This is a genomic window from Cobetia sp. 5-25-4-2, from assembly GCF_013374075.1.
GTDB classification, from domain to species: domain Bacteria; phylum Pseudomonadota; class Gammaproteobacteria; order Pseudomonadales; family Halomonadaceae; genus Cobetia; species Cobetia marina.
The window spans coordinates 199,835-215,617 of sequence record NZ_BLWK01000007.1 but is presented as its reverse complement, the minus strand read 5'-3'; the positions used below and the strand labels follow the sequence as shown (position 1 = coordinate 215,617).

Below are 15,783 nucleotides of genomic sequence, written 5' to 3'. Positions count from 1 at the left end.
GTTCGCCTTCAGCCCTTGACCAACTCGCACTGGCTGTCCGCCAGCGGTCGGTAGGCCTCAGCGCCGGGAATGGTGCGGATCACGTCATAGACATCCCACTCGCCTCGGGATTCGGAGGGCGCCTTGACCTTGACCAGGTACATGTCGTGCACCATGCGCCCATCGGCACGGATGGTGCCGTTGTTGGCGAACATGTCATTGACCGGCGTCTCGCCCATCTTCGCCCGCACGGTGGCGGTGTCATCACTGCCGGTGGCTGCCACCGCATTCAGGTAATGCAGGGTGCTTGAGTAGATGCCGGCCTGGACCATGGTCGGCATGCGCGCATTGCGCTCGTGATAGCGCTGGGACCAGGCACGCGTCTCGTCATTGAGGTCCCAGTACCAGCCGGTGGTGAGCTGCAGCCCCTGCGCGACCTCAAGCCCCAGCGCGTGCACGTCGTTGAGGAAGATCAACAGCCCCGCCAGCGACTGCCCCGACTGCACCACGCCGAACTGACTCGCCGTGGTCAACGCATTGACGGTGTCCGCCCCGGCGTTGGCCAGCCCGACGATCTTGGCGCCGGAACCCTGCGCCTGCAGGATGTAGGAGGAGAAATCACTGGTCGGGAACGGATGACGCACCTTGCCGACGATGCTCCCGCCGTTCTCGTTCACCACCTTTTCCACATCCCCTTCCAGGGCATGACCGAAGGCATAATCCGCAGTCAGCAGGAACCAGCTGTCGCCGCCTTCATCGACGATGGCCTTGGCCGTGCCATGCGCCAGCGGATAAGTGTCATACACCCAGTGGACATGATTGGGCGTGCAATGCTCATTGGTGATGCTGGAGGCCGCCGAGCCGGAGACGATTCCCAGCGTGTCCTGTTCGGCGAGAATCCGCGTCACCGCGATGCTCACCGATGAGGCCACCAGGCCTGCGACCATGTCGACATTCTGCTGATCGATCCAGCCGCGCACCGTATTGGCACCGACATCGGCGCTGTTGCGGTCATCGGCACTCAATACCTCGATCGGCATGCCGTTGACGCTGCCGCCGAAGTCCTCGACCGCCATCTTGAGCGCATCCAGGCCGCCCGGGCCTGCCAGGTCACGATAGGTACCCGACATGTCGGCCAGATAGCCGATCTTGATCACGCCGTCACTGATATCGGCCTGCGCGATTCCCGCCGACAGCAGTGACCCCATCATGAGCGCGGACAGCGGCCACAGGCGCCGGCGTGTGGCCGCCGTGATGCGGCGTGACAACGGTGATGCGACAGGGGTGGCGTTGGATGAAACGGTGGCGTGCATGACATCTCCAGACCGGTTTACCCGGCAATATTGTGATTGTTGTGGTGAGACGTACGGACTTCAGATTGGCGAATGCAACGGCGGTGCATGGCGGCAAGCGCGGTGCAGCTCACCCCGACCGGGAGTTCAGACCCCCAGTACCTTGTGCAGATATTCGTGGCGTGCCGGCAGTTCAGCGGCGGTGATCTCCTCAAGAATGGTGCCGTGCTCCATCAGGTAATGGCGGTCGGCCAGCGGTGCGGCAAAGCGGAAGTTCTGCTCGACCAGCACGATGGTCATGCCGCGCGCCTTCAGCAGCATCAGCACCTCCCCCAGCTTCTGATTGATGACCGGCGCGAGGCCCTCGGTGATCTCATCCAGCAACAGCAGGTCGGCCCCGGTTCTCAGGATGCGCGCCAGCGCCAGCATCTGCTGCTCGCCACCGGAGAGGCGAGTGCCCTGGCTGTTGCGCCGCTCATGCAGATTGGGAAACAGCGCGTAGAGCTCATCCAGCGACATGCCCTGATTCTGATTCTGACCCTGACCCTGACGCTGGCTCTGGCCATGCCCTGCGCCCTTGACCATCGGTGGCAACAGCAGGTTTTCCTCGACGCTCAGACTCGAGAAGATGCCACGCTCCTCGGGGCAGTAGCCCACACCGAGATGGGCAATGTGATGCGGTGCCAGCTTCATGGTGTCGCGACCCTTGAGAAAGATCCCGCCACTGCGCCGGCCGACCATGTTCATGATCGCGCGCAGCGTGCTGCTGCGGCCGGCACCATTGCGACCCAGCAAGGTCACCAGCTCGCCGCGCCGCACCGTCATGTTGACGCCATGCAGCACATGGGACTCGCCATACCAGGCGTTCAGCTCGCGCAGGCAGAGCTGCTCTTGCGGCGTGGCGGAGTCACTCGCAGGGGTCTGACGCTTGGCCGGGCTTTCCAGGATCTGGGTCATGAAACTTCCTCGTGCTGATCCGCTGTGACATCGGTCACCTCGCTGCCCAGATACGCCTCGCGCACCTCGGGGTCGGCCGATACGCTGGCGTAGTCGCCTTCCGCCAGCACGCGTCCGCGCGCCAGCACACTGATGCGGTCACACAGACGACTGACCACGCTCAGGTTGTGCTCGACCATCAGCACCGTGCGCCCACGTGCCGCGACGCGAATCAGCTCGACCACACGGTCTACATCCTCGGCGCCCATGCCCTGGGTCGGCTCATCCAGCAGCATCACCGTCGGCTCCAGTGCCAGCGTGGTGGCGAGCTCCAGCGCACGCTTGCGGCCATAGGGCAGACTGGCCGTCACTCGGTTGGCGTCCTCGCGCAGCCCCACCTCTTCCAGCAGATGCAGCGCCTGCTCATTGAGGCTGTCGAGGCTGCGCTCGGACTTCCAGAAGTGAAACGAGGTGCCCTGTGAGCGCTGCAGTGCCACCCGCACATTCTCGAGCACCGTCATCTGCGCGAAGACCGCGGATATCTGGAAGGAACGCACCAGCCCGAGACGCGCGATCTCATGCGAGCGCATGCGGGTGATCGACTTGCCACGATAGAGAATCTCGCCACGGGTCGCGGGCAGGAACCGGGTCAGCAGGTTGAAGACCGTGGTCTTGCCTGCGCCATTCGGTCCGATGAGCGCATGGATGTGGCCTTCCTGAATCTGCAGATCGACATCATCGACGGCGGTGAAACCACGAAAATCCTTGCTCAGGCCACGTGTCTCGAGAATGGGCGCCGTGGCAGAGGCACCTCCACTGGCGCGCGGTCCCTGAATGGGAGGTGATGGCATGTCGGGTCTCCGTCCCTGTCCGGCAAGCCGGCAGTGTCTGTGCGACAAGGCTGAGTGAAGAGGCGCTGGCGCCGCCCGACAGGGGCGTTGCACTCAGCGCAATTAACGTTAACGTAAACTAGAACACTGCCACTCACGCTGCCAGCCTCATCCCACGTCACTCGACCAATAGCCGATATATCAGTTTCTGCTTGATCATCGACAGGCGCGAAATATCGGGCATGGCGATGCCAGCGGCAGGTGATTGCCGCCAGGGCACGCGCAAGGGGACGATTCCTTGCCAGATATCAGGCGTCGGGTGGTGACGGTCGGTGAAAGAGACGCACAAAAAAGACGCCATCCCGGTCACGGAAATCCGTGCCGAGAGGCGTCAATGAGGGTTGCCGAGCACATGATCTCTGGCCGGAGACCATGCGTTAGCCTCCGAAGATGGCAAGACTTCAGAAGAGAAAAGAGAGCGTCGGAACAGGGAGCCGCATCAGCACTCGATGGCGTTGACGGCGAGCCCGCCCTTGGAGGTTTCCTTGTACTTGTCCTGCATGTCGCGGCCGGTGTCGCGCATGGTGCGGATCGCCTTGTCCAGCGAGACGAAATGATCCCCATCGCCACACATCGCCATCTGGGCGGCGTTGATCGCCTTGACCGAGGCAATCGCATTGCGCTCGATGCAGGGAATCTGCACCAGGCCGCCAATCGGGTCACAGGTCAGCCCCAGGTTGTGCTCGAGACCGATTTCCGCGGCGTTCTCGACCTGCTCCGGCGTCGCGCCCATCAGCTCGGCAAGGCCGGCCGCCGCCATCGCGCAGGCGGAGCCCACCTCGCCCTGACAGCCGACTTCCGCCCCGGAGATGGACGCGTTCTTCTTGCACAGGATGCCCACCGAGGCCGCCGTGAGCAGGAAGTCGACCACATCCTCCTCGCGCGCATCCTCCTGGAATTTCATGTAATAGCTGAGCACCGCCGGAATGATGCCCGCCGCGCCATTGGTCGGCGCGGTGACCATGCGCCCACCAGCGGCATTCTCTTCATTGACCGCCAGCGCGAACAGGTTGACCCAATCCATCGCCGAGAAGGTCGAGGTGATGATCGACTTGCTGGACTCCACATCCAGAAGGCGCGCGTGCAGCCGCTTGGCACGCCGCTTGACGTTGAGCCCGCCGGGCAGAATGCCCTCATGGCTGAGGCCGTTGTCGATGCATTCGTTCATCACCTCCCAGATGCGCCACAGACCGCGACGCACCTGAGCTTCGCTGCGCAACGAGCACTCATTGGCCATCATCAGCTCACTGATGCGCATCTTGTGCATGCGACACAGCGCCAGCAGCTCATTGGCGGTATTGAACTCATAGGGAAGGCGCAGGGTTTCGTCTTCCAGCAACGGATCACGCGCCGCTTCCACCTCATCGACCACGAAGCCGCCGCCTACCGAGTAGTAGACATTGCGGTACAGCTCCTCACGGTAGCCATGCGCCACCAGACGCATGGCATTCGGGTGATAGGGCAAGGGCTCGTCGTGCCACTGCATGTCGCGCACCCACACGAAGGGCACCGCGATGCGGTTGTCGAGCAGCAGCGTCTGGGATTCCAGCAGCTCCTCGACGCAGGGCTCGATGATGGTCGGGTCGATGGTCTCGGGCAGCTCGCCCATCAACCCGAGGATGGCAGCCTTGTCGGTGCCATGCCCGACACCGGTCGCGGACAGCGAGCCATGCAACTGCACCTCGATGCGCGCCACACGCTCGAGCAGATCCCTTGCGCGCAGCGTTTCCACGAATTGTGCGGCAGCGCGCATCGGGCCGACGGTATGCGAGCTGGACGGACCGACACCGACCTTGAAGAGATCAAATACGCTGATGGACATGACGACACCTCATCTCGAGTTCCCGCCGAGCCAGTGGCCGTGCGAGTGAATGACGCCATGATGAGGGAGGGGCACCACAGTCACAAACCATAAAAATTGCCCATGGCTTTAGTTTTACTAAACTATACGAGACAAAAACGGCGTAGACTGTGTCATAAGCGTCACCCCTGTTCAGTCAGCATCCATCTGTCGTTTCTTGCCAGCACGAGTTCCAGCATGCCCAAGCCCTCCGACTCGCCACTCGCCACGCCTCACCCCATCAGCCCACGCCATCTCAATGGCCAGACCCACGCCTGGCTTCAGGTATTCGCCTGTGCGGCGCGCCACGCTTCCTTCACGCGTGCCGCCGAGGAACTGCATGTCACCACCGGTGCAGTCAGCCAGCAGATCAAGCAGCTGGAGGAGCGGCTGGGCTTCAAGCTGTTTCTACGCCGTTCACGCGGGCTGGAACTGACGGGGGAAGGTGCGCGTCTGGCACGCGTGGTGGAGCAGTCCTACGGCGCAGTGGGGCTGGAGGTCAAGCGGCTGCGCAGCGGCCTGATGAGCGGCGTGCTGCGCTTGCGCTCGGTGCCGTCTTTCCTCTCGAAATGGCTGGCACCACGCCTGCCCCGCCTGCAGGCACGCTTCCCGGACATCGAGCTGCACGTACGTGCCGAGGACAGTGACTCACCCTTGCGCGAGGGGGATTTCGAGCTGGCGGTCGACCTCAACGATGGCCACTACCCCGGCATGCAGGTCACGGAGCTGATGGAAGAAGAGATCTTCCCCGTCTGCCACCCCGGCCTGATGCGCGGCCGCCCCCCACTGCGCAATGCTCAGGATCTCGCCTGGTACCCCCTCCTGCATGACGTCACTGCGTGGCGCGGCAGCCACGACCATGCCGAATGGGAATTCTACCTGGCGAGCATCGGCGCACCGGAGGTCAACGTTCAGCGTGGCTATACCTTCAATCGCAATCATCTCTCGATGGAAGCGGCCATCGCCGGCATGGGCGTCGCCATGGCAAGACGCACCCTGATCACCCATGAACTGAACAGCGGCATCCTGATTGCCCCGTTCGCGGAGCGCGTGCTGACCGGCAAGCGTTACGTCATCGTCCATCCCCACGGCACTCTGGACGATGGCCGTATCCAGGCCGTGCATGACTGGATCGTCGAAGAGGCCGAGCGCGACCGCCTGAGACAGGGATGAGTGATTGATGACGCGACATCGATGCTCAAATGGCACCTCACAGTTTTCTTAAGGCAATATTAACCCGCCACCTTTGCATCGTTATAATGAGCAGGCAAACGACACCCTCACCCTGACAGGCAGTCCATGGACTGTCCGGAGAGTCCCTTGTCTCGCCTGACCTCACAGACACGACACCACCATACCGTCCCGCTGCCCATCAGCGCCGAACAGCCTCTTTATGGTCGCAAGCCGACCTCGCTGTTCATGCAGGCCTGCCTGCGCCTGGCCATCTATGCCCCCGTGGTGGCAGCGATGATGTCGCTGGTAATGCATGATGCCCATCACTTCGGCGATGTCGGCTTCAGCGAAGCCAGCTGGACGGAACACATGCAGAGCACCCTGCTGGCGCTGAGTGCCGCCACCATGTGGCTGGTACATTCACGCCTGCCGGATCTGCGCACCGTCAGCCTGCTGCTGTTCGGCCTGTTCGCAGCGTCATTGATCCGTGAACAGGACGCCATGCTCGATGGCATGCTCGGTGATGGCAGCTGGCAGATCCTGGTCAGCGTGGTCGCGATTCCGGTCATCATCGGCGTATGGCGCCATCGCACCCGCTTCGTGGCCGAGTTCGAACACTTCGGTCGCAGCTTCGCCTTCGGATTGTTTGGCGCCGGCTTCCTGGCCACCTATGTCTTCTCGCGCCTCTATGGTCGCTCGGAGTTCTGGGAAACCCTGATGGGCAGCGCCTACCTGCGCTCGGTCAAGAATGCTGCCGAGGAAGTCACCGAACTGTTCGGCTACACCTTGATGGCGATCGCCGTGGCCGAAATCGTGCTGCTGGCCATTCGCATGGGTCGCCAGCGCCGTGCCCGACTGCGCGAACTCGACGCCGCACTCTGACGCACATCGCTTGAGTCCCTCTCCAGCGCCGCTGGAACCCCGAGAATCCCGCACGTTCGTGATACCGAAGAAGCCGCTGCTCACCACGAGCCGCGGCTTTTTTTCGGCCCTTGCCCGGCACCATCCCTTCGTCCGGGGATGAGAATGCCTGGACATCAAATGAGAATGATTATATTTTACCAAGCAGTGGATACCCTACAACTATCACCACTGCTCAGGAAAGACACCGACAAGACCCCGACCGTGTCATGCCCTCACCTTCAAGGAGCCTCACATGCGCTGGTTCAACAGCTACCGCCTGCACGGTCATAGTCTTGCCCCCCGCCTCCCGCAGCACAGTCTGGTCATCAGCATGCGCTGGCCTGGACACTGGCCCCTGGCACCGGGTACCACCATCGTGGTGGAACACCCGACGCTGGGACGGCTGATCAAGCATGTAGATCGCATCGATCACCACGGCCGCCTCTGGCTGTACGGAGAGCACCCCGATGGCTTGAGCAGTGAGCAGATGGGCCCGGTGTCCCGCCAGTGCGTCAAGGGACGCGTCATCTTCAGCGTGGCCGCGACCTCATCCTCGCATCAGCTGGGGCATGGAGCCTGACGGCACCACCACTCAGCGCATCGCAAGACGATCATGTCCGCCTGATATCCACGCCACTCACTCGCCGTCCAGAAACGACAACGCCCGCCTCCCATTCGCATGGGGGCGGGCGTTGTGCTGTCAGCGGGACCAGCGGCTGAACCGTGGCTCCGAACGCTTCAGATCACTCTTCCATGAAGGAACGCAGTGACTCGGAGCGTGACGGGTGACGCAGCTTGCGCAGCGCCTTGGCCTCGATCTGACGGATACGCTCACGGGTGACATCGAACTGCTTGCCGACTTCCTCGAGGGTGTGGTCGGTGTTCATGTCGATACCGAAACGCATGCGCAGCACCTTGGCTTCACGTGCGGTCAGGCCGGACAGGATGCCGCGGGTCGCTTCGATCAGACCTTCGCCGGTGGCGGAGTCGATCGGCGAGACCATGGTGCCGTCCTCGATGAAGTCACCCAGGTGCGAATCATCGTCGTCACCGATCGGCGTCTCCATGGAGATGGGCTCCTTGGCGATCTTGAGCACGCGACGCACCTTGTCTTCCGGCATCTCGAGGCGTTCACCCAGTTCTTCCGGCGTCGGCTCGCGACCCATTTCCTGCAGCATCTGACGCGAGACACGGTTCAGCTTGTTGATGGTCTCGATCATGTGCACCGGAATACGGATGGTGCGCGCCTGATCCGCGATGGAGCGCGTGATCGCCTGACGGATCCACCAGGTGGCGTAGGTCGAGAACTTGTAACCACGACGGTACTCGAACTTGTCCACGGCCTTCATCAGGCCGATGTTGCCTTCCTGGATAAGATCCAGGAACTGCAGGCCACGATTGGTGTACTTCTTGGCGATGGAGATGACCAGACGCAGGTTGGCCTCGACCATTTCCTTCTTGGCACGCCGCGCCTTGGCTTCACCGATCGACAGGCGACGATTGACTTCCTTGAGCTCGCTGACCGGCAGCTGGACCATGTCCTGCTCGAAGGCGATCTTGCGCTGGGCACGCAGCACGTCGGCACGGAACGGCTCGAGCTTGTCGGCGTACTTCTTGCTGCCGCCGATGAAGCCGTCGAACCAGTCCATGTCGGACTCGTGGCCCGGGAATGCCTTGATGAAGCTCTTGCGAGGCACCTTGCCGCGCTTGACGAAGATCTGCAGGATGACCTTTTCCTGCTCGCGCACCTGCTCGACGGACACGCGAACCTGACCGACCAGGCGCTCGAAGTGCTTGGGCACCAGCTTGATCGGCGAGAACAGCTCGGCAAGACGCTCCTGCTCGGCCTTGGCCTCAGGAGAACCTGAACCGTACTTCTCGATGGCGGCCTTGGTCAGATCATTCTGCTCGCGAATCTGTTCGAAGCGCACGCGTGCAAGCTCAGGATCCGGACCACCCTCGGAAGCGGAGTCGTCCTCGTCGTCGTCCTCGCCTTCAGACTCCTCGCCTTCCTCGACTTCCTCAACTTCCTCGACCTCGACTTCAGCGACACCCGGTACGCCTTCATCCGGATCGATGAAACCGGAGAACAGGTCGGACAGACGTCCGCCGTCCTCGCCGAGCGTGCCATCGTAGGCTTCGAGAATGGAGTCGACCGCTCCCGGCAGGAAGGCCAGAGACGACATGACCTCACGCGTGCCTTCCTCGATCCGCTTGGCGATCTTGATCTCGCCTTCACGGGTCAGGAGTTCGACGGTACCCATTTCACGCATGTACATGCGGACCGGGTCGGTCGTGCGTCCCACATCGCTTTCCACCGCGGCGAGAGCAGCGACGGCTTCTTCGGCGGCGGACTCGTCAGTGGAGGAATCAGACATCATCAAGGTATCGGCATCAGGCGCTTCTTCAGCGACCTTGATGCCCATATCGTTGATCATGCTGATGATGTCTTCCACCTGTTCTGGATCAGCGATATCCTCGGGCAGGTGATCGTTGACCTCGGCATAGGTCAGGTAACCCTGTTCCTTGCCGCGCGCGATCAACTCCTTGAGACGCGACTGCTGCTGCGCATTACCAGCCATAGAACCCCTAATCTCGACGAAGAAGAATGAAGCACCTGGACGCGACGCTGCTCAGCGAGTAAGCGCCGGTTAGGGACGAAGAGAGCATCAAGCGCACCAGTATAGCGTGCCATCGGGAGATGCTGCCAGCGGCGTATTTGCCGGACCATCCAGGTGTGTTAGCGTTATCGGTTACGTTGCGGCAGTCCGCATCGGGAACTACCCCATTAGATAGTGTGTGTGAGAGCGTCTTTCAAGGTCAGCCAACGCTTTTTCATCCGCGAGGACGGCCCATCTCCCACATGCGGTCACCGAAAGGCTCCGTGAGCTTCAGCGCCGCGTTGCCAGCTGCATCAGCAGGGCCATCAGCCGCTGCTTCTCCTCAGCCGACAGCTTCTCGCCCTGCTTTTCCTTGGCCAGCAAGGCCTGGTATTCCGCCTCGGGTGACGTGCGCGCCAGCTGATGCTGGCAATGCTCCACCAGCCCCTTCAGCTCCTCGCTGCGCACTTCACGCGGGATGAGCAGCTCACGCGCGGCCAACTGCTCGAGGCGCGGCCCCTGAGCAGTGCCCAGAAAGTGCGCCAGCAGCACCTGAGGCGAACGATACTGGCCAGCCTTGAGCAATCTCACCACCTCGACCAGCAGACGGACATCCTCACTGTCTGCCGGCTCGCCGGCGCCTTCGATCCATTCATCGCTGGCCGGCAGCTCCGCCACCAGCTGCGGCTCATGCACCAGAAGGTGCAGCAGGCGCGTCAGCATGCTGACCGAGTGACGCGGTGACGTCTTGCGAGCCGCGCCATTCGAGGCAGCAGCCGGACGAGACCGCCCACCCGAGGCACCACCAGCCTCCGGGGGTGGCGCCCAGTCCTCCGGCTGCCAGCCCTCTGCATCCTGCTCACCGAAGCCGGCATCTGCCATCGCATCCAGCGATGACCAGTCGCCACCCTGCGGTTCATTCAGACTGCCACCTTCCAGGCGATTCCCCGCCGGAGCGGCGGAGTGCGACTGGCGCAGCTGCTGATGCTGCCGGAGACGCGCCTGCTGGGCATCACGCGCCGCGGCACGCTCCACCAGCATGGCATCCAGCCGCTCACGCTCCAGGCCACTGCGGCGCTCCAGCTCCTTGAGCAGCAGTGAACGCAGCACCCCCTCGGGCACCCGGGAGATCCATTCCAGCGCCTGGGTCACGAAGCGCTCCAGCTGCTCCATGCGCTTGAGGTCGCGCCCTTCCGCCGCCTGCTCGAACAGGAATTCGGAGAGCCCCGAGGCGCAGGTCACCCGCTTCTCGAAGGCTTCCTGCCCTTCACTGCGCACCAGCGAATCCGGGTCTTCACCCTCAGGCAGGAACAGGAAACGTGCCTGGCGGCCATCGATCATGACGTCCAGCACCGTCTCCAGTGCCCGGCGCGCGGCCTGACGGCCAGCCTTGTCACCGTCGAAGCAGAACACCACTTCATCGACCAGCCGATAGAGGCGCTTGAGGTGCTCCTCACTGGTCGCGGTGCCCAGGGTGGCGCAGGCATTGCGAATGCCATACTGCGCCAGCGCCACGACGTCCATGTAGCCCTCGACGATCAGCATGCGCTCAAGCTTGCGATTCGCCTCGCGGGCCTCATACAGGCCGTAGAGCTCACGCCCCTTGTGGAAGACAGGCGTCTCGGGGGAATTCAGGTATTTGGGTTTCGCATCGCCCATCACGCGACCACCGAAGGCGATGGTGCGCCCCTTCCAGTCACGGATCGGGAACATCACGCGATCGCGGAAGCGGTCATAGCGCCGCCCACTCTCCTCGTGATGGATCAGCAGGCCGTACTCGATCTGCACCTCTTCGCTGACACCCAGCTTGCTCAGATGGTGCTTGAGATGTTCCCAGCCCTGGGGCGCAAAGCCGATACCGAAATCGCGCATCACCTCACGCGACAGCCCACGCCCCTCAAGATACTCACGGGCGGGCTGTGCGGCAGGTTCCGTCAGGCGCTGGCGATAGAAGTCAGCCGCCGCCTCAAGCAGATTGACACCCTCTTCACGGGCCTGCTCGCGGCGCTGGCGCTCACGACGTTCATGGGGGCTCTGATTGCCGCCTTCACGGGGCACCTCGAGCGCCAGACGCGAGGCGAGCTGCTCGACCGCTTCCGGAAACGGCAGACGATCGAATTCCATCAGAAACTTGAGGGCACTGCCGCTCGCCCCGCACCCGAAGCAGTGATAGAACTGCTTGTCCGGAATGACGTTGAACGAGGGAGAGTTTTCCTGATGGAAGGGGCACAGGCCGACATAGCTCTTGCCAGCCTTCTTCAACTGGACACGCTCACCTACCACCTCGACCACATCGGTACGGGCCAGCAGATCGTCTATGAAGCCTTGCGGGATGAGACCAGCCATGGTTCGCCAGAAGTCATGGAAAAACGGACTGACCCCAACGCAGTGAGTCGACATCACGCCAACGGGCGATCACATCGACGACAGCGCTCGGGTCAGGCCATCCCTCGAGAAACAGCAACGTGTGCAGTGAACTGACACACGACTCGGGAACAAACGGATCACCAGAGACAAAAACAAGCGGCCACCGTGAGGCAGCCGCTTGGTGTCCTTCCAGAGAGCAGTGGATCACTCCCCAAAAGTACGGATCAGTAGAGACGCTCGAAACGCTTGCGCTCACGCTGAACCTTCTTGGCGTGGCGCTTTACAGCGGCCGCCTGCTGACGCTTGCGAACAGCGGTCGGCTTCTCGTAGTGCTCACGACGACGCACTTCGGAAAGAACACCGGCTTTTTCGCAGGAGCGCTTGAAACGGCGCAGGGCGACGTCGAACGGCTCGTTGTCACGTACTTTAACTGAAGGCATTAAACACTCACCTACCTTGAGATCATGAGTTCGGTTTGAACGCACATCCGGTGCAGCCACTCCTCAGGAGCCACCAGCCAGCGACGGTAAACCGCCACCTGCAGGTCGATCCAGCATCAATCAGTCGCCTGCGACACCACCGGTGAGGGTAGCCGTCGCTGGCTGGAATCATGATTCGGGGAGCTTTTGCGGGGTGGTCGGATGCACGACCCAGTCTTGCAGAGTGCCATATTCTAGACACCCGTCTCCGCCTTTGCAAACGCGGAAACCGGAAATCGTCTCTCGCATAACGCCAGCTGGCGCGACACCCGTGCTCACAGCCAGTAGAATATCGCGCATTCACGGCACCCTCGCCTCTCGGGCTCGCTCAGGCAGCCTCGCTGGCCGTGCCGCCCTCTACTTCTGATATTTCCTGAGAGTCAGCCATGCGTGTGCTCGGCATCGAGACTTCCTGCGACGAGACCGGCGTCGCCATCTACGACACGGACCAGGGCCTGCTTGCAGACGCCCTCTACAGCCAGATCGCCATGCACGCCGAATTCGGCGGTGTGGTGCCGGAGCTGGCCTCTCGCGATCATACCCGCAAGTTGCTGCCGTTGATCCAGCAGGTGATGGACGAGGCGAATCTGAAAGCCGCTGACATCGATGCCATCACCTATACCGCAGGCCCGGGGCTGGTGGGCGCCTTGATGGTCGGCGCCTCGACGGCCCATGGCCTGGCCAGAGCCTGGCAGATTCCGGTGCTCGGGGTGCATCACATGGAAGGCCATCTGCTGGCCCCGATGCTGGAAGACGACGCACCGGAATTCCCCTTCGTGGCGCTGCTGGTCTCCGGTGGCCACACACAGCTGGTGGCGGTACGCGGGCTGGGCGAGTACGAGCTGCTGGGCGAGTCCGTGGATGATGCCGCAGGCGAGGCCTTCGACAAGGCCGCCAAGATGCTGGAACTGCCCTACCCCGGCGGCCCGCAGGTTGCCAAGCTGGCCGAGCAGGGCGATCCGAAGCGCTACCGCTTCCCGCGCCCGATGACGGATCGCCCCGGACTGGATTTCAGCTTCTCGGGCCTCAAGACCCACACCATGGTCACCCTCAAGAAGGCAAAGGCCAGTGGCGAGCCGGACGAACAGCATCGCGCCGACATCGCGCGCGCCTTCGAGGAAGCCGTGGTCGACACCCTGGTCATCAAGTGCCGCCGCGCGCTGGATCAGACCGGTCTCAAGCGTCTGGTCGTGGCGGGCGGCGTCAGTGCCAATACCCGCCTGCGCGAGCGCCTGAGCCATGAACTGGCCAAGCGCAACGCCCGCGCCTACTATCCGCGCGGTCGCTTCTGTACCGACAATGGCGCCATGATCGCCTACGTGGGTGCACAACGACTGAACGCCGGTGAGCAGGACACTGGCCCGATGAAGGCCGTACCACGCTGGCCTCTCGATAGCCTGTCCGCGCCGCAGGGGCATCACGACTGATCACTGCCGCTCCCGGCGCGTCTCGGCGGCCGTGAAAAGGCGTAGCTGCGATGAAACGGCTACGATGAAAACGGTTCCGATGAAAACAGCAACGCCCTGCCGGGCTACCCGGCAGGGCGTTCGTGCTTCATGTGGCGCAGGTCATGGCTCGAGCGTCATTCAGCGCCGTGATCAGACCGCGCAGAGTGCCGCCTCATCACGGCGCGACGCCGGTGCGGGAGATCCTCCGACAACGCCAGCTGAACTCCACCGGCCACAAGGGCTGCGACTCGGCATGCCCATGCTCGACGAATGACTGCCACAGGCTGGCATAGTCGACCCCACGCACCGGGTGGCGCTGCTCGGCGAAGGCTTCCGCCAGTGGCAGCAGCACGAAGGCATTGCGATCCACTTCCTCGCGCGGCAGCAGGACACCGTCGATCTCGCCGGTCAGCTCACCGACCGTCAGGATGTCGATATCCAACGTACGCGGACTGAACTTGGGGCTGCCCTCGAGGCGTCCGTTGGCGAACTCGACCTGCTTGCACCAGGCTTGCAGCTCACCGACGCTCCAGTCACTGTGGAATCCCGCCACCAGATTGTAGAAATTGCGCCCGTCGACGAACCCCACCGGCTCGCTTTCGTAGACGGAAGACAGCGTGAGCTCCCCGAAGGTCGCCTCCAGGGCATCCAGGCAGACTCGCACGTGATGATCACGCTCGATGTTGCTGCCGATGGAGACAAGCACCAGAGTCATGCGCTGACATCCACGAGCGTGCCACGCTCGATGCGCACGCCCACCGCTTGCGCCTCCGGGACCGCCCCCGGCTTGCGCACCGTCATCCTGAGCCAGGGAATCCCGAATTCTTCCCGCAGCAGCGCGGCGAGACGCTCCGCGAAGGTCTCCACCAGCTCGAACTGGCTGTCGTCTGCGTAGGTCTGGATACGAGCGCTGATGGCAGCATAATCAAGGGTATGCGTCAGATCATCCCCCACCGCGGCAGGACGGATATCCGTCGCCATCTCCAGATCGATCACCAGACGCTGGCGAATGGTACGCTCCCAGTCATAGACTCCTATCACGGTCTCAACTGCCAGAGCCTCGATCAGCACACGATCCATGGCGTTACCTCTATGCTTGTCGGATGAACCAGTAAAACGACGCCGCCAAAGGCCCCGCCATCATGCCCGAGATTCTACTGCACCCAGCCCCTGCTTGGCCAAACCGAGCCGCGCGATGCGCCTGTCCGCAAGCGACATGGCTGACGGCGCGCAGCGGGTCATGTGCGGGGGAGGCATGCTGAGCGACATCATCGGCTGGGTGGCCACGCTGGCACACTGGCAGCAGCTGAGCCTGCTGCTGGCACTGGCCTATGGGGGAGGGTCGGTTCTGGGAGCGGTGTGGATCTGCCAGCGCCTGGGCCTGACCGACCCGCGGCTGGCCGGCTCCTTCAATCCGGGCTTCTCGAATGTACTGCGACTGCACGGTGCCATGCCTGCCGCGCTGGTCCTGGCCTTCGATGCCACCAAGGGCATGCCCGCCCTGTGGCTGGGTGGCGAGATCGCCCTGCCCGCCTGGGCACTAGGACTGATCGGGCTGGCGGTGCTGATCGGCCACAGCCTGCCGCTATGGCATCGTGGACATCGAGGCGGCAAGGCTGTCGCTGCCGCCTTCGGCGTGCTGTTGATGCTGGCACCGGGCGTGGCCCTGAGCTGTGCTGCCCTGTGGATCGGACTGGCGTGGCGCCTGCGCACCGCCGCCATTGCCTCACTCGTCTCAGGGCTTGCCGCCCCGCTCTTCAGCCTGTGGCTGGCGCCGGAAATGAGCGGCGTGATACTCGTCTTCGCCAGTCTGATCGTGGTGCGTCACGCGCTCAATCTGCGCCGCCTGAGCGATGGCAGCGAACCGCGCCTGTAG

At 62.9% G+C, this 15,783-nt stretch carries 14 protein-coding genes; 5 read left to right on the top strand and 9 right to left on the bottom strand.

What is annotated here, in order from left to right:
- Nucleotides 1-8: 8 nt before the first annotated feature.
- The 4 genes from HXS65_RS14870 to HXS65_RS14855 form a co-directional block, all read right to left on the bottom strand.
- On the bottom strand, nucleotides 9-1,190 hold the full coding sequence (locus tag HXS65_RS14870) for an ABC transporter substrate-binding protein (RefSeq protein WP_176494290.1): 1,182 nt from the start codon (nucleotides 1,188-1,190) through the stop codon (nucleotides 9-11).
- A gap of 228 nt (nucleotides 1,191-1,418) precedes the next feature.
- Nucleotides 1,419-2,228: an ABC transporter ATP-binding protein gene (locus HXS65_RS14865; protein WP_176494278.1), complete on the bottom strand. Its 810-nt coding sequence runs from the start codon at nucleotides 2,226-2,228 to the stop codon at nucleotides 1,419-1,421.
- Nucleotides 2,225-3,058: an ABC transporter ATP-binding protein gene (locus HXS65_RS14860; protein WP_176494277.1), complete on the bottom strand. Its 834-nt coding sequence runs from the start codon at nucleotides 3,056-3,058 to the stop codon at nucleotides 2,225-2,227. The genes HXS65_RS14865 and HXS65_RS14860 overlap by 4 nt, the downstream gene beginning before the upstream one ends.
- 478 nt (nucleotides 3,059-3,536) lie before the next feature.
- Entirely contained in the window at nucleotides 3,537-4,919 is a 1,383-nt protein-coding gene (locus tag HXS65_RS14855; protein ID WP_077378125.1) for an L-serine ammonia-lyase, read from the bottom strand.
- A 216-nt stretch (nucleotides 4,920-5,135) separates the two neighbouring features.
- Between HXS65_RS14855 and HXS65_RS14850 the strand changes: the two genes are divergently transcribed.
- From HXS65_RS14850 to HXS65_RS14840, 3 genes are all read left to right on the top strand, one after another.
- Nucleotides 5,136-6,110: a LysR substrate-binding domain-containing protein gene (locus tag HXS65_RS14850; protein WP_077378122.1), complete on the top strand. Its 975-nt coding sequence runs from the start codon at nucleotides 5,136-5,138 to the stop codon at nucleotides 6,108-6,110.
- A gap of 147 nt (nucleotides 6,111-6,257) precedes the next feature.
- Nucleotides 6,258-6,992, top strand: a complete 735-nt coding sequence (locus tag HXS65_RS14845) for a hypothetical protein (protein WP_103751455.1) — start codon at nucleotides 6,258-6,260, stop codon at nucleotides 6,990-6,992.
- Nucleotides 6,993-7,266: 274 nt separating this feature from the next.
- On the top strand, nucleotides 7,267-7,593 hold the full coding sequence (locus HXS65_RS14840) for a S24/S26 family peptidase (protein WP_077378119.1): 327 nt from the start codon (nucleotides 7,267-7,269) through the stop codon (nucleotides 7,591-7,593).
- A 163-nt stretch (nucleotides 7,594-7,756) separates the two neighbouring features.
- Here HXS65_RS14840 and rpoD read toward each other — a convergent pair whose 3' ends face one another.
- The 3 genes from rpoD to rpsU form a co-directional block, all read right to left on the bottom strand.
- Nucleotides 7,757-9,595 carry an RNA polymerase sigma factor RpoD gene (gene rpoD, locus HXS65_RS14835; RefSeq protein WP_084207866.1) on the bottom strand — a complete coding sequence of 613 codons (1,839 nt, stop codon included), beginning with the start codon at nucleotides 9,593-9,595 and terminating at the stop codon, nucleotides 7,757-7,759.
- A gap of 309 nt (nucleotides 9,596-9,904) precedes the next feature.
- The gene (gene dnaG, locus HXS65_RS14830) at nucleotides 9,905-11,959 is read right to left on the bottom strand and encodes a DNA primase (protein WP_176494276.1); all 2,055 of its coding nucleotides are present in this window, start codon (nucleotides 11,957-11,959) and stop codon (nucleotides 9,905-9,907) included.
- Nucleotides 11,960-12,204: 245 nt separating this feature from the next.
- Entirely contained in the window at nucleotides 12,205-12,420 is a 216-nt protein-coding gene (gene rpsU / locus HXS65_RS14825) for a 30S ribosomal protein S21 (RefSeq protein WP_024951433.1), read from the bottom strand.
- A gap of 425 nt (nucleotides 12,421-12,845) precedes the next feature.
- Between rpsU and tsaD the strand changes: the two genes are divergently transcribed.
- On the top strand, nucleotides 12,846-13,886 hold the full coding sequence (tsaD, locus tag HXS65_RS14820; RefSeq protein WP_077378110.1) for a tRNA (adenosine(37)-N6)-threonylcarbamoyltransferase complex transferase subunit TsaD: 1,041 nt from the start codon (nucleotides 12,846-12,848) through the stop codon (nucleotides 13,884-13,886).
- A gap of 196 nt (nucleotides 13,887-14,082) precedes the next feature.
- On the opposite strand, the gene folK is transcribed toward tsaD, so the two are convergent.
- The gene (folK, locus tag HXS65_RS14815; RefSeq protein ID WP_077378107.1) at nucleotides 14,083-14,622 is read right to left on the bottom strand and encodes a 2-amino-4-hydroxy-6-hydroxymethyldihydropteridine diphosphokinase; all 540 of its coding nucleotides are present in this window, start codon (nucleotides 14,620-14,622) and stop codon (nucleotides 14,083-14,085) included.
- Entirely contained in the window at nucleotides 14,619-14,987 is a 369-nt protein-coding gene (folB, locus tag HXS65_RS14810; RefSeq protein WP_176494275.1) for a dihydroneopterin aldolase, read from the bottom strand. Before folB ends, folK begins: the two co-directional genes overlap by 4 nt.
- A 115-nt stretch (nucleotides 14,988-15,102) precedes the next feature.
- Between folB and HXS65_RS14805 the strand changes: the two genes are divergently transcribed.
- Nucleotides 15,103-15,783: a glycerol-3-phosphate acyltransferase gene (locus HXS65_RS14805; protein WP_240499643.1), complete on the top strand. Its 681-nt coding sequence runs from the start codon at nucleotides 15,103-15,105 to the stop codon at nucleotides 15,781-15,783.